The organism is Methanomassiliicoccales archaeon LGM-RCC1, assembly GCA_030168575.1.
GTDB lineage: Archaea > Thermoplasmatota > Thermoplasmata > Methanomassiliicoccales > Methanomethylophilaceae > Methanoprimaticola.
In genome coordinates this window covers 971,071-984,339 of the sequence record CP115555.1, presented here as the reverse complement: position 1 = coordinate 984,339, position 13,269 = coordinate 971,071, and the positions used below count along the sequence as shown (strand labels likewise).

The 13,269-nt window shown below is 55.0% G+C and carries 14 protein-coding genes and 1 tRNA gene; 6 read left to right on the top strand and 9 right to left on the bottom strand.

The genetic code is table 11. The annotated features are described in order from the left end of the window. Positions 1-33 precede the first annotated feature (33 nt). Complete coding sequence (locus PED39_04865) at positions 34-939, bottom strand: adenosylcobinamide amidohydrolase (GenBank protein ID WII06923.1); 906 nt, start codon at positions 937-939, stop codon at positions 34-36. Further along, positions 929-2,083, bottom strand: coding sequence for an adenosylcobinamide amidohydrolase (locus PED39_04860; GenBank protein ID WII06922.1), 1,155 nt, complete (start codon positions 2,081-2,083; stop codon positions 929-931). Before PED39_04860 ends, PED39_04865 begins: the two co-directional genes overlap by 11 nt. A gap of 99 nt (positions 2,084-2,182) precedes the next feature. Between PED39_04860 and PED39_04855 the strand changes: the two genes are divergently transcribed. The 5 genes from PED39_04855 (at position 2,183) to PED39_04835 (ending at position 5,154) form a co-directional block, all read left to right on the top strand. Further along, a complete protein-coding gene (locus PED39_04855; GenBank protein WII06921.1) occupies positions 2,183-2,809 on the top strand; it encodes an adenylate kinase in 627 nt (208 codons plus the stop codon). Between the two features lie 127 nt (positions 2,810-2,936). After that, complete coding sequence (locus PED39_04850; protein ID WII06920.1) at positions 2,937-3,236, top strand: hypothetical protein; 300 nt, start codon at positions 2,937-2,939, stop codon at positions 3,234-3,236. A 19-nt stretch (positions 3,237-3,255) separates the two neighbouring features. After that, a tRNA-Gln gene (locus PED39_04845) sits at positions 3,256-3,328 on the top strand. Between the two features lie 66 nt (positions 3,329-3,394). Beyond that, positions 3,395-4,552 (top strand): formate--phosphoribosylaminoimidazolecarboxamide ligase family protein, encoded by a 1,158-nt coding sequence (locus PED39_04840; GenBank protein ID WII06919.1) that lies wholly within the window; start codon positions 3,395-3,397, stop codon positions 4,550-4,552. Further along, positions 4,549-5,154 carry a hypothetical protein gene (locus PED39_04835; GenBank protein WII06918.1) on the top strand — a complete coding sequence of 202 codons (606 nt, stop codon included), beginning with the start codon at positions 4,549-4,551 and terminating at the stop codon, positions 5,152-5,154. The genes PED39_04840 and PED39_04835 overlap by 4 nt, the downstream gene beginning before the upstream one ends. 50 nt (positions 5,155-5,204) lie before the next feature. Here PED39_04835 and PED39_04830 read toward each other — a convergent pair whose 3' ends face one another. The 5 genes from PED39_04830 to PED39_04810 all read right to left on the bottom strand — a co-directional run bounded on the left by PED39_04830 (position 5,205) and on the right by PED39_04810 (position 10,136). Then, a complete protein-coding gene (locus PED39_04830; GenBank protein WII06917.1) occupies positions 5,205-5,702 on the bottom strand; it encodes a GNAT family N-acetyltransferase in 498 nt (165 codons plus the stop codon). A 2-nt stretch (positions 5,703-5,704) separates the two neighbouring features. After that, on the bottom strand, positions 5,705-7,465 hold the full coding sequence (gene argS / locus PED39_04825; protein WII06916.1) for an arginine--tRNA ligase: 1,761 nt from the start codon (positions 7,463-7,465) through the stop codon (positions 5,705-5,707). Positions 7,466-7,470: 5 nt separating this feature from the next. Continuing rightward, positions 7,471-8,709 carry a peptide chain release factor aRF-1 gene (gene prf1, locus PED39_04820; GenBank protein WII06915.1) on the bottom strand — a complete coding sequence of 413 codons (1,239 nt, stop codon included), beginning with the start codon at positions 8,707-8,709 and terminating at the stop codon, positions 7,471-7,473. Positions 8,710-8,798: 89 nt separating this feature from the next. After that, positions 8,799-9,041, bottom strand: a complete 243-nt coding sequence (locus PED39_04815) for a hypothetical protein (GenBank protein WII06914.1) — start codon at positions 9,039-9,041, stop codon at positions 8,799-8,801. A 138-nt stretch (positions 9,042-9,179) separates the two neighbouring features. Next, positions 9,180-10,136 (bottom strand): hypothetical protein, encoded by a 957-nt coding sequence (locus tag PED39_04810; protein WII06913.1) that lies wholly within the window; start codon positions 10,134-10,136, stop codon positions 9,180-9,182. Positions 10,137-10,273: 137 nt separating this feature from the next. On the opposite strand from PED39_04810, the gene PED39_04805 reads away from it, so the two are divergent. Further along, a complete protein-coding gene (locus tag PED39_04805) occupies positions 10,274-11,179 on the top strand; it encodes a histidinol phosphatase (GenBank protein ID WII06912.1) in 906 nt (301 codons plus the stop codon). Positions 11,180-11,181: 2 nt separating this feature from the next. On the opposite strand, the gene PED39_04800 is transcribed toward PED39_04805, so the two are convergent. Beyond that, complete coding sequence (locus PED39_04800) at positions 11,182-11,478, bottom strand: STAS domain-containing protein (GenBank protein ID WII06911.1); 297 nt, start codon at positions 11,476-11,478, stop codon at positions 11,182-11,184. 2 nt (positions 11,479-11,480) lie between these two features. After that, complete coding sequence (locus PED39_04795; protein WII06910.1) at positions 11,481-13,268, bottom strand: SpoIIE family protein phosphatase; 1,788 nt, start codon at positions 13,266-13,268, stop codon at positions 11,481-11,483. Between the last annotated feature and the right edge of the window lies 1 nt (position 13,269).

The following is a 13,269-nucleotide window of genomic DNA, read 5'->3' as shown; positions in this document are numbered from 1 at the left end:
TACATCGGATTTAAACGTACGGTTGAACAGAACTTAATTTTCGGCAACGTATCTGGCTACCGCCGTCGCGATGGTGTCCAATATGGACATCCCGGAGACATCCTGCAGCAGACCGGAGCGCATGAGCCTGCGGACGACCTTGAGGCCGATCTCCTCTTCCAGCAGGCCCCACTGGACCTCGTGGTAGATGTGCAGGGCCGCAGATACGGCACCGATCGCAGAGGGCTTGGGGTTTCCGGCGATGACCTTCACCAGGAACAGCGACATGTCCTGGCTGCCGGAGAGGTTGTACAGCTTCTCCTGGTCGTATCCGTACGGTTCGAGCATGCCCAGCAGGTTCATGCGGTTAACGATTGTGACACCGTTCTCCGCGGCGGATGCCTTGACGGCCTCGATTGTGGAGCGACCTATAAGCTCTCCCAGCTTGGTGTGCTTCCCGGCTCCGCGCAGGTACATGCGCGATCCCCTGTCGCGGATGACGAGGATGTTCTGCTTGACCGCTCCCGAGGGGATCAACGAGGAATACGCCAGACCTAGGTCCTGAAGGGATGCGGTTATGCCCTCCGTTGCCGTTATCCCCGCCCTGGCCATGGCCGAATCGGGAAGGTTCGAATCTATCAGGAGTATTAGGAGGATCTCTCCCTGGCCGATGCCGGCCTCCTCGCCTGCCCTGATGAGCCCACCGTTCAGATCGGCGAATGCGATGGCGGTGACGAAGGTCGAACCGTAGGACAGCTCCGATATGCTGAACTTGGTGGGATCGCCGTCGATGTGCACGTACAGGTTGCCGTCGCGGTACGACGTCTCCCCGTTCCCCGCGTGGATGTACTTAACTCCCTCCACCAGGCCGATCTCGGTGCTGGTGAGGATGTCGTGGTCCGAATCCGAGAAGAATATCGATAGCTCGTCGATGTTCCTCTGGATGATCTCACTGCCCATTCGACGACCTCCTTTCCCTGACCACTTCCATGAGCTTCAGCGCGGATGCGTACGACAGCACATCCGGTATCGTCTCGGCGAAGTCCAGCCTGAGCCTCTCCACTGGATCGGTCACCGGCTGCAACACGAGATCCTCGCAGACGCTCCTGGCAAGCTCTATGCCGTCCAATTCCGACATCAGCCCGTTGCGGACATCGTCCGCTATGTTCAGCACGGCGGATACGACCGCGGTGTTGTAAGAATCCTTCCTGATCGCTTCCAGCGCGGACAGCAGCTCGTCCATGGTCGCCGGGAAGCGGATCTCGTCCCTGATGCCATCCATGCTGTATCTGGACATCAGCACAAGCGGGTCCCACTGCGATCTAGGGTTCATACCGGTCTGAAGATCGAACGTCTTCCTTAGGGCCTGCTTCATGCATTGGGAGATGGTCCTAGCCAGCTCGGAGTCCCTTGGTATGGATTCTATCCTCTCGGAGGAGATAGTGTTGGAGATGATCGTGACCTGATCGGTGCCTGAACCGGTGGCGATGCCTTCGCTGTAAAGGCTCCTGGCCTGCAGCTCCTGTATGACGCAGCTCTTCGCCTCCGTGGCGATGAGCGTGGCTTGGAACATGGCGCCGTCGGATAAATTGGCATCCAATGCCATGAGTGTGATTATCGTGCCGGGTTTCTCCTCGTACATCGATTCCGACTCGTCGTAATCGGCAGGGTCTCCTGCGCGGCCTCCGTTGCGCCTGATGCCGCCTGTCACCGCCAGGGATACCTTCACGCCGTTGGCGGAGACCTCGTTGACGATAGCTGCGTTCTCCATGTTCGCAGCGGTGCCTTGGAAGATCGTCCTCTGAGGATCGAGGCCCAGCTTCTGTGCGTAGGCCATGTTCATCCTGTCGTAGGTACCAAGACCTCCCTTCATGCAGGTGTACTCGACCTTGCCGCCCATGGCGGACACGTTGACGACCGCCTGCGGGGAATCCATGAATCCCCCGTTGGTGAACCCTGAGGAAAGCGTCCTGAATCCTGCGTTGGGCATCAGGAGGATAATCGCCCTCCCCTGTCTGAAAACCGTGATGCCCGAGCACATCCTCCCGAACTCCCTGCGGTCGGTGGTGTCCTCGGCCTCGATGATGTCTTCCCATGTTAGCATCGGAAATCGGTACAGTATCGCGGTCTATCTATTATTACGTGCGCAATGGACAATTCCCTGTCGCAACTTTTTATCTATGATGATGCGCTCCCTTTGATTATGAAGACAACGATCGTACTTCTCGGACCCCCGGGAGCAGGAAAGGGAACCCAGGGAGAGAAACTCACAGATGAATTCGGATACGTCAGGCTCTCCACCGGAGACATGCTCCGCGAAGCCGTGAGGAACGGGACCGAACTGGGAAAGAAGGCCAAGGAGTACATGGACTCCGGAGCACTCGTGCCCAACGACCTCATCATCAACCTCATGAAGGAGAAGATCGCCACAGTCAAGGGCGGAGTTCTTCTCGATGGATTCCCCAGGACCGTCGAGCAGGCCGATGCGCTCGGAGAGGTCATGAACGTCGACCTCGCACTGAACTTCGATGTCCCTGATGAGGAGCTCATCTCCAGGCTCACCAAGAGGCGCTCGTGCCCCAACTGCAACGCTGTATACCACCTCGTCACGAAGAAGCCCGCGAAGGACGGCATCTGCGACAAGTGCGGAGCGGAGCTCTACCAGAGGGACGACGACAAGGAAGAGACCGTCAAGAACAGGCTCGAGGTCTACCACAAGAACACACAGCCCCTCATCGACTACTACGAGAAGAAGGGCTGCCTCGTCACCATACCCTCCACGGGAAGCATCGACGAGATCTTCGAGCAGGTCAAGAAGGCAATCCGGTGAAAACAGGGGGGTTCGCCCCTCTTTCCTTTAGTTTGATATCTTTTACAGTTCAATTCATTTGACTAATGGTCAAACCATATACCGTTGATTCAATCCTCTTTATACACAGGATGCGTAATCAGCCGTTATGATTTCCAAATTCCATGTCTCCGACAGGAACGTAGTGGGTCTCTTGCTGATCCTCAGGGAGGACAACAACTTCAACTCCGGCAAGATGGTCTCCATAAACATGAGCTACGGAAATGTCAGGGACGCCGCGGTGCACCTCAGGGATGCCGGACTTCTGACATCCGAGGAATCCCCGGAAAGGAAGGGGAAGACTATGTGGCGCCTGACTCCCGAAGGCAGATCGGTGGCAGACAACCTAGCAGAGGCCGAGAGCGGCCTGAACAAGGCCATGGCGGCTCAAAAGTATTATAAGCAGTGAGGGAATCGGGAGTCTCGATAGCCTCGTAGTGTAGTGGTCAATCATTGGAGACTCTGGATCTCCGGACCCAAGTTCGAATCTTGGCGAGGCTACTCTTCTTCCCCATTCTTACCTGGACCAGCGATTATTATATTACCTCTCTCGCGTTACGTTCGTACATGATTAGCAGAGACGAGGTTCTTGGAAATCTTGAGAAGATTAACCTCAAAGAGGCCAAGATCGGAGTTGTAGGGTCCCATTCGGGACTGGATACATGCGACGGAGCTAAATCCGAGGGATTCAAGACCGTTGCCATCTGCCAGGAGGGAAGGGATTCTCCCTTCACCAGGTACTACAAGACGATCTATGACGACAACGGAAACCTCCGCAGGGGAACTGTGGACGAGACCGTGGTCCTCGACAAGTACAGCAGCATCCTCAAGCCCGAGGTCCAGAACAGCATGTTGAAGAACAACGTCCTGTTCGTTCCGAACAGGTCCTTCGTCTCTTACTGCGGCATCGATGCCGTGGAGGACGACTTCAAGCTCCCCATGGTCGGCAGCAGGAACCTGCTCAGGTCCGAGGAGAGGGGAGACCCCAAGGATTACTATTGGATACTCAACGAGGCCGGACTTCCCTTCCCCAAGAAGGTCGAGAAGCCCGAGGACATCGACGGGCTCACGATCATCAAGGTGCACCACAAGGTCAAGAAGCTGGAGAGAGGATTCTTCACAGCCAAGGATTACGACCAGTTCGTGGAGAAATCCGAGGAACTGATCAAGCAGGGAGTCATCGAACCCGACTTCCTGAAGGACGCGAGGATGGAGCAGTACATCATCGGCCCCGTCTTCAACCTGGACTTCTTCTATTCCCCGCTCGAGGAGAAGGGAGAGAAGCTGGAGCTCCTGGGAATCGACTGGAGGTTCGAGTCCTCTCTGGACGGATACTGTAGGCTCCCCGGAAAGCAGCAGGTGGAGCTGGAAGAGGATGGAATCATCCCCGAGTACACGGTGTGCGGACACAACTCCGCAACACTCAGGGAATCTCTGCTTCCCAAGGCCTACGAGCTCGCTGAGAAGTACGTCGCAGCGACCAAGAAGTTCTACGACCCCGGAATCATCGGACCCTTCTGTCTGCAGACCTGCGTCGACAAGGACCTGCACTTCCACATCTACGATGTCGCACCCCGTATCGGTGGAGGAACCAACGTCCACATGTCCGTCGGACACCCGTACGGAAACTCACTGTGGAGGCAAGAGATGTCCTCCGGAAGGAGACTTGCCAAGGAGATCAGGAGAGCAATCGACGAAGAGCGTGTAGAGGAGATAGTGACATGAAGACCAAGGCATTGTTCGCAGTCGCACTGATGCTGCTGATGGCATTCGCTTTCGTTATTCCCGCAGAGGATGACGATGCGGCGATCACATCTATGAGCATCGAGGGCGGGAACACCATCACAGTGGACCAGGGAAAGACTGTCAAGATCGTGCTCGACTACACGACGGACAGGAACGAGGGATGCACCATCAAGATCGTGAAGGTCTCCGACAACACCACCGTGCACAACCAGTATTACTCCCTTGTATCCGGTGCCGGATCTCTTGAGATCTACCTGGACGACCTCGGGAACACATCGCCCGGAAAGATGAAGCTGACCTACACCAGCGGTGGCTCTGATACCTCGTTCTACTTCGATATCAACTACACCACCTCCATCTGGAGTAATGCCGCGATCTACATCGCGATAATCGCGATCGTCATCCTGGTCATTGCGCTCGTCCTCTTCAAGTCGCGCATGGCGCCCAAGCAGAAGAACCAGCTCACCTTCGAGCAGATCGAGGCCGAGAAGCAGGCCCAGAAGACCTCCAAGCCGGAAGAGAAGAAACCCTCCGCTTCGAAGTCCGAGAGGCAGAGATACCTCGCCTCTAAGAAGAAGTGAAATCATTTAGGCGGGGAGACCCGCCTTCTTTTTTAAAAATCCACAACTGATCAGAGCTTCAGCTTCGGATCCCTAAGGTCCATGAGCGCCACCTCGCGCCTGTCCATGAAGAATCCGAGCTTCTTGTGAAGCAGGATCGACGGTGCGTTGTCCTCTTGGATCATGGCATGGGCCACCGTACAGCCCATATCCCTGCCCTTCTTGACGCACTCCCTCAACAGCTGGTAACCGATCATGTTGCGGCGGAAGTAAGGGTGGACCCCCATGTTCTCGATCCACAGCAGATTGTCCTCGTCACAGATATGGTGGAGTATCTGTGCGAAGATGAAACCGACTACCTCGTCATCCTCTACGGCAACGAAGCTGACTCCGCTGTCCAGATAGGCTTTGAAATGATTCTTGCTGCTGGCCCCAAGATTGTCCTTCCACTCCTGGGGAAGGTCCTCCCACTTGTTCTCGATGGTCTCGGCGAAGTACTCCTTGATGCATGCGATCTCCAAGTTACGGACACTCTCTATGTCCTTGACCTTCAGCTGGCGGATCTCCATCCTCACATCTCCTCGGGTGCGCCCATTCCGAGACAGTCGAGAACGTCAGCGAGAACGGTCTTCGCGCATTCGACCAGGGTGAGCCTGGCGTTCCTCTTCTCGTTCGAGTTGAGGATGGACACGTCAGCGTAGTATTGGTTGAAGGCACTGGCGAGTTCGTGGCCGTATGCCGGGAGCATGTGGACGCGCATGTCGTTGCCTGCGGTCTTGAGGACGTCCTCGTACCTTGCAAGTGTCTTTATGAGATTGAGCTCAGTAGGCTCGACGAATTTGGCCGGATCGGTATCGTGCTCGAATTCTCCGGCTTTCTTCAGCATGGTACAGGCCCTTGCGTGGACATACTGGAGATACGGTCCGGAATTGCCGTCGAAGTTCAGAGCATCCTCCCACTTGAAGACGAACTGCTTCTCCGGCTGCACGCGGATGATGTTGAACCTCACTGCGGCGACACCGACGATCTTGGCGATCTCCCTCATCCTGTCCTCGGGCATCTCCTTGCGCCTGGACTTGATCTCCTCGTATGCGCGGGCGACCGCCTCGTCGATAAGATCGTCGAGGTAGACGACGACTCCCTTCCTGGTGGACATCTTCCCTTCGGGAAGAGAGACGAATGCGTAGAACAACGGCTCGGGGAGCTTCTCATTGCCGAGGATCTCCAATGCAGAGCACAGCTGCTTTGAACCGAGCTTCTGGTCCTCTCCGAGGACATCTATCAGGCGGTCGGCCCTTGTGAACTTGTCGAGATGATAAGCAAGGTCGCGGGTAGTGTACAATGTGGTTCCGTCGGACCTGGTGAAGGTGAACTTGGTGTTCTTCCCCTGGACTCCGAAGTCCTTGAGGTCCACGAACCATGCACCGTCCTCGGTCTGGCCAGCGTACTTGGACTTCTTCAGCTTCTCCACGACGTCCCTTGCCGATCCATCGGCTATGTACTGGGATTCCCATGTGTACCTGTCCAGGAGGACGTTGATGTTCCCCAGGGTCTCCCTGAGTCCATCCAGCATGATCTCCGCTGTGTGCCTGACGGTGTCGATGACCTCCTTGTCGCCCTGCTCGAACCTGCGCATCATGTCGGCGATCTCCTCCTGAACTGCAGGATCGGATTCCATCCTCTTGTTGGCAACGCGGTACTTGGCTACGAGCCTGTGGTCGGTCTTATCCCTCTCCTTCTCGTTCTGGCCGATCTCCTTCATATGCTCCTCGGAGTTCTTGGCGGCCTCCTCGTCGGAGACATTGTTGACACCCCAGGTGAGCACGACGACCTGTTTTCCCACATCGTTGACGTAGTACTCGGTCGTGACCTTGTGTCCGCACCTCTTCAGGCATCTTGCCAGCGTGTCCCCTATGATGGGGTTGCGGGCCCTTCCGACGTGTATGGGGCCGGTAGGATTGGTGGAGGTGTGCTCCACGTTGACAGTGATACCGGACGACGGCATAGAGCCGTAGCATGATTGGCATCTGACGATCTCGTCAAGGGTGGATCTGATCAGTGCCGACGGATCGATGTTGAAGTTGAGGAAACCGTTGACCGACGAGACCTTCGAGATCATGCCGGAGGGCTGTATCCTCGATGCGAGATCGTCGGAGATCATCTGGGGCGCCTTCCTCATGGCCTTGGCCAGCGGGAAACAGGGCACCGCCATGTCGACGCCTTCCATCGTGGAGGCTTCGATGACGAATTCGGCTCCCTCGGAGCCCATATCCTTCAGTGCTGCCGAGACCTTTTCCTGGATCTCGCTGCGGAAATCATCCATGACCGTCATGTGAATCACATCTTGTATCTCAGGAGGGCTGCCACTCCTCCGAACGCTTTCAGCAGCATGTCTCCTTCCTCTGAGTCGGGAGAGATTAGTTGGACGCGGGTGCTGTACAGCTCCGCCTTGTTGAAGAAGTCGTCGATGAAATCCTCATCGTTGACGATCTGGGCATTGGCCCCGCATTCGGGACACTGGAATCTTGCATCCGAATCGGCGACGGTCATCTCATGGGTGTGCCCGGATTGGCACTGGACCGTTATGCGCCTCTTCTTGATGGACTCGGACAGAAGGACCATGTCAACGGCACCGGCGTCCAGTGCAGCCCTGACCTCGTCCTCTCCGTATGCGGAGAGCCCCCCGTCAGGCTTCCTTATCTCGGTGAAGAGCCTCTGCATGAAGACCTTCTCCCTGGAGAGCTGCAGTCCCGTGAGAATGTTCTGGGAGTTCTGGACCAGTTCCCTGAGTCCGGACTCGTCTGTATATCCGGTGTCCACCAACGGTGTGACGACCTTCTTCCTGAGCTCGTGGTGGAGATATTCCTCCTTGACGAAGAACTCCTTGGTGTATCCGGGCCCACCGACCAGTATGCCCAGCAGTTCGGGCCTGTTGAGGAAGTACTCTGTGCAGTTGTCCGCCACCTTTGTGAAGAACTCATGGGCGGCGATCTCGATCAGCCTCTCGAAACGGACGGACGACTGACCTCCCTGGTGGTGTTTGCTGGGGACCAGGGAATCGAAGTGCTTCAGGACCTGTATCCTGCTACCGGAGAGGATACCGAGTGTGGCCTCGGACCTGTCGATGGTGATGAGCCCGTAGCACTTCTTGTCCAGCATCATGGACTCGAGGGGCTCGGTGAAGAAGTCCGAATCGCATCTGTAGAGGAATGCTGTGATCGCTTCCGGCGGGTGGATGACGTACTGGACCATCTTGGTCTGGTCGCCGGCGCGGGGTACCTCCCCGCAGAAGATTACGATACCGTTCGGCGGTGCCTGTTTGAAGGTTTTGAGTCGAGATGCGATGGAGTCGATTGCGCTGGTGACATTCTTCATCGTCGTCTTCGACTTGATGTTGGATGCCTGCGACTGCTCGTTCCTCAGGTACGCCATGACATCGGAGATGGGCTTGTTCTCGGGAACGTAACATGAGATGAGTTCTGTTCCCCTTCCCCTGTAGTTCATGATCTCCTGCATGTCCTTCTTGAAATCGTACCTTGCTCTGTCCTCAGAGTTCTCCAAATTGGCGTCTGCCATTATATCCACCTTGGAGTCGCATCCCTATAATTGTTAAAAAGCTTATGATAGAGTCCGGAGATTTCCACATCAGATACAAAGAACTGCGATCAAAACGAGTCAGTGTCCTTAACCCTGAATCTCCTCTCGACCTCTTCCCTGATATCTTCTGGAATGGCCTCTAAGGCTCTCTGAATATCTATGCTCTCGTCGATCATGAAAGAGACAGTCTTGAGGTAATTGTTAATCGCCTGCTCCTTTGCGATTTCAACTGGAACCAATTCTCCCGAGTCAATGGCTTCCTGAATCCATTCACGTCTCCAACCCCTATGCATCTCCTCATCTATGGTCATATTCAACTCTCCCGCGTTAACCAATTTTAAAGTTCAAACAAGAGGTTATATAGGCTTCCTTACGCCGTTCCATGCAAGACACAAAAAAACGTATCAGAGAATGAATTCTGTCGATAAATCAATAGAAAGGTGAATAAATTATTCGAACGAATTAATGCCTCTTTCCTTGATTCTTTTCTGAACCTCGTCTCTGATTTCTTTTGGTGCACACAAATCCAAGGCCTTTTGAAGATCCATCCCACCACTGACTAAAATGGAGACAGAATTGAGAGAATGATTTACGATCACATCGGCTGGAACCACCTCTCTCGAATCGATGGCTTCCTGGACTCCTTCACGTTTCCAACCCCTATGCATCTCCTCGTCTATGGTCATATTCAATCCCCTGAGCCTATCGAATATGTATTCGGTATCGGGGATATTATAGACTTCGCTCAGCCGTTCCGCCTTCTCATGATCCGTGATATCCGAAGAGAACAACGAATTGAGCATTCCCATGGTTGTCTCCGGGCAATCATCCTTGTTGCCTATGTTGACGATCACGATCTCCATCTTGTCGCTTCTGACCAGCGGACGGTCTGATGAATAACGGCTATCGTATTCGCCCTGAACATAGTATCTGCTGATCGTGTTCTTCATATCCTTTCTCGGATCCATCATGATCCAAATGCTGTAGGTCTTCACGATGTCGCTGTAATTGTCATGGTCGAAGTACGTTCCCTTCTGCTCATGGATGATGGAGGCCGCATAGTACAGCGCCCGGTCGATTATGGAATATCCCGGACTGCGTTCCCTCTGCCCCTCTATGTTCAGCAGCACCCTTACCTTGCCTGTCGCGGGTATGCGCATCTGGATGAAGTTGTCCATGGTCACGTGGTGGCCTTTCGCCGGGATCTCCGGGTTGCCCTTGATCACGGTGCGCCCTCCTTCCTCAATGGGGAGGCATCTCCGGATGTACTCCAGATCCTTTCCCCTGACCTCCTGCACCAGTTCGCTGAGCACACGCGCCAGGACGTAGGAATCCCCCATGATCTCCTTGAATATCTCATCCAATGTTCTTTCCTTTTGTACTCCGACCTCTACCATGTCCATCATTTGGATACGGAACGTATCCGCAGATGAGTTGCGTTCCCCATATTAATCGTGTAAACCGTTTTCTAGACTCTATAGATTGAGACCCCGTTTTTGTCCCATGTACTGTTTATAACTGTTTCATTTGAGTTGAAACTGAGATGATAGGCGTTTATAGATGGGTAACCATCCATGCCTGCATGGGAGAGGCATCTGGCGACAGGGTCAGATTCGGTCGCATCGACCGCGATTGGGTCAGAGAATCGGGTCTGCTGTGCGCCGATATGCATTTCCATACCCATTTCTCGGATTCGTACACGAAGGTGCCCAGCGCCATTGCTCTCGCGAATAAGAGGGGATGCGGTCTGGCCATAACCGACCACAACCTCATAGGCGGTGCTCTGGAGGCCTTCGAATCATGGAAGCTCGGAGATCCCTTCCTCATACCGGGGATAGAGATCAGCTCCTGGGACGGGCCTCACATCCTGGTCTACTTCTACACGATCGATGAGCTGAAGGAGTACTGGGAGAAGAACGTGCATCCGTACATCTCCAAGAGCCCCTGGCTGAACATGGCCAAAGGAACGGAATGGATCCTCGATTCGCTGGAGGACGTCAACTGCGTCGTATCGGGCGCGCATCCTCTTGGATATCTCGGGACGGTCAAGGGCGTTCAGAAAGCGGCCAACAACGGCACCCTACCTAAGGACATCGGGCGCAGGTTCGATGCCTACGAGGTCATCTGCAGCGGGATGTTCAGGGGAGAAAATGTCAAAGCTTGGAAGAAGGCCGACGAGTTCGGCATCGGCTACACCGGAGGCAGCGACGGTCATCTGCTCAGCGAGGTCGGAAGCGTCATCACGTTATCGGATGCCAACGACCTGGATGAGTTCCTCGATAACATCGTGAAGCACAGGAACATGGTCATGGGAAAGGAGAAGATGATCTACAAGAAGGCCATCATGGGTATGGCCAGCGTCAGCAGGTTCATCACAGCGTACCCGCTGTCTTCCATAGAGGAGAAGGTGGGACGCATCGTCCACACCCACTCCAAGAACAGGTGCTGAGATCACTCGATCTTCAGCAGACCGGAGAAGTTCGTCATGTCCAGGATGGACCTGACATCCTTGTTCACGTTCACCAGCTTTATGCCGTCCTTGTCCTCCATCAGCTCGTCGGCGTTCAGGATGGACCTCAGTCCGGCGGACGAGATGTACGATACCTCGGCCATGTCGAACACCAATGACTTGGATTCCACAGCCTCCCTCTCGACGGCCTCGTCCAGTTCCGGTGCCGTGACGTAATCTATGTTGCCTCTGGGGATCAGAGTGGTGACCCCGTTCTCCTTCTTCACATCTATCTGCATTTTCAAATCTCCTTGACCAGTTTCAGTATGTTGTGGTCGCCCTCGCGGGTGTAGGTCACGTCGTCGCAGATCTTCTTGACGATCATGATGCCCAGTCCCCCGCGCTTGCGGTTGTTGAAGTTCTCGACCGGGTCGGGATCTAGATGCTCAAGCGGGTTGAACGGGACCCCCCAGTCTGTTATCGTTATGCTAATCCTGTCGCTGAACACATCCATGGCGACCTTGATGTCGCCCTTCTCCGGCATCTCTCCATAAGCGTACATGTCCAGGTTCGCGAATATCTCTGATACCGCGACCTGCATCTCGTTGATGACCTTGGGCTTGCAGCCAGCCTCGGTGAGTATGCGCTGCAGGCGGGAAATTATCCTGGAATGTCCCTCGCTGTCCGCGGACACGGTTATGCCCTCGTCCTCCTGGACCGAGTAGACCTGCTTGTACTCCATGGCCATGATGGTGATGTCGTCGCTCTGGACAGCATCCCTGACGAATTGGGAAAGGTCGGACTTCACGTGATCCACCAGATCCTCCACATTGGCTCCGCCGTGGGAATCCAGGGAGGAGTTGAGCCTGTCCTCTCCGTACATGGTGCCGTTTGGGCCAACGGCTTCCGTGACACCGTCGGTGTACAGGAAGATCCTGTCCCCGATGTCCATCTTTACGTGCTGCTTATTGTACCTGATCGCCCTCTTCCTTCCGAAGACGAAGTCGGGCTTGGCCTCCAGCTTGGTGAACTTGCCGTCCTTCTCGATGAACGGCGGATTATGACCTGCATCGATGTAAGTGACATCGCCGGTCTTGAGGTCGAGCACCCCTATCCAGACTGTGACGAAGTACTTCATCACATTGTCGGATGCCTGCTCCCTGTTGGCCTTCTCCATCGCCTTTGCGAGGTCGCCTCCGGCCTGAACGTTGGATCTTATCAGTGTCCTGGCGGTTGCCATGAACATGGCCGCGGATATGCCCTTTCCAGAAACGTCTGCCATGACGATGGCCAGATGGGATTCGTCGACCATGAAGAAATCGTAGAAGTCCCCACCGACAGTCTTCGCAGGATACATCCTGGAGGCTATGGAGAACTCCTCCCTGTCGGTGATGTCGGAGGGCAGCATTCCTGACTGAATCTCCGATGCTATGGTGACATCCTTCTCCACCATCGCCTCCCTGATTGCGGCATCCCTGGATTGCTCCATGTGGTTACGGCCTATCTCGGCCAGCCATACCGATAACAGCGAACCGAGTATGAACACCAATGCGGATGGCACGGCGTTGCTGAAGAACTCCTCAGTTATGCTGTCTGCACCGTAGCCGACGATGGTGTTGTAGGTCGGGGTGTAGCTGACCAGCGTCACATAGTTGAGATTGACTATGCCCACCAGGTAGGTCAGGCACGGGCCGACGAGTATCAGGATGCCGCATACCAGCGATGTCGCCAGCGCCAGCTTCCTGTTGTAATACAAGCTGCACAGGATGATCGGCAGGAAATACGGCAGGTAATTGTTGTCCAATATCGTGACGAGTGCGGTACATGTCACCATCACCGCGGACATCAGGACGTACCTGAGCCACCGTGCCTCGCCTTTGTAGACCAGGTTCAGCACCACAGCGAATGCACCGACGGCAGAGCACAGAGTCAATGCCTGATATGTCTCCGCATGCTTGTACAGTTCGATGACATCCATGCGGAACAGGATGTAGAAGATCATCATCACGATCGACAGCAAGACCACAATGGCAGACACGAGATTGTTGGCCTCGCGGTCCGAGTTTATGCTAAACTCTTGACCGGTCATG

Coding starts and splice junctions, on each gene's coding strand:
- PED39_04815 (WII06914.1), bottom strand. CDS start 9,041: ATGACCATAGATGAGGAGATGCATAGGGGTTGGAGACGTGAATGGATT.
- PED39_04800 (WII06911.1), bottom strand. CDS start 11,478: ATGCAGATAGATGTGAAGAAGGAGAACGGGGTCACCACTCTGATCCCC.
- PED39_04855 (WII06921.1), top strand. CDS start 2,183: ATGAAGACAACGATCGTACTTCTCGGACCCCCGGGAGCAGGAAAGGGA.
- argS (WII06916.1), bottom strand. CDS start 7,465: ATGACGGTCATGGATGATTTCCGCAGCGAGATCCAGGAAAAGGTCTCG.
- PED39_04865 (WII06923.1), bottom strand. CDS start 939: ATGGGCAGTGAGATCATCCAGAGGAACATCGACGAGCTATCGATATTC.
- PED39_04840 (WII06919.1), top strand. CDS start 3,395: ATGATTAGCAGAGACGAGGTTCTTGGAAATCTTGAGAAGATTAACCTC.
- PED39_04795 (WII06910.1), bottom strand. CDS start 13,268: ATGACCGGTCAAGAGTTTAGCATAAACTCGGACCGCGAGGCCAACAAT.
- PED39_04860 (WII06922.1), bottom strand. CDS start 2,083: ATGCTAACATGGGAAGACATCATCGAGGCCGAGGACACCACCGACCGC.
- PED39_04805 (WII06912.1), top strand. CDS start 10,274: ATGATAGGCGTTTATAGATGGGTAACCATCCATGCCTGCATGGGAGAG.
- PED39_04830 (WII06917.1), bottom strand. CDS start 5,702: ATGGAGATCCGCCAGCTGAAGGTCAAGGACATAGAGAGTGTCCGTAAC.
- prf1 (WII06915.1), bottom strand. CDS start 8,709: ATGGCAGACGCCAATTTGGAGAACTCTGAGGACAGAGCAAGGTACGAT.
- PED39_04850 (WII06920.1), top strand. CDS start 2,937: ATGATTTCCAAATTCCATGTCTCCGACAGGAACGTAGTGGGTCTCTTG.
- PED39_04835 (WII06918.1), top strand. CDS start 4,549: ATGAAGACCAAGGCATTGTTCGCAGTCGCACTGATGCTGCTGATGGCA.
- PED39_04810 (WII06913.1), bottom strand. CDS start 10,136: ATGATGGACATGGTAGAGGTCGGAGTACAAAAGGAAAGAACATTGGAT.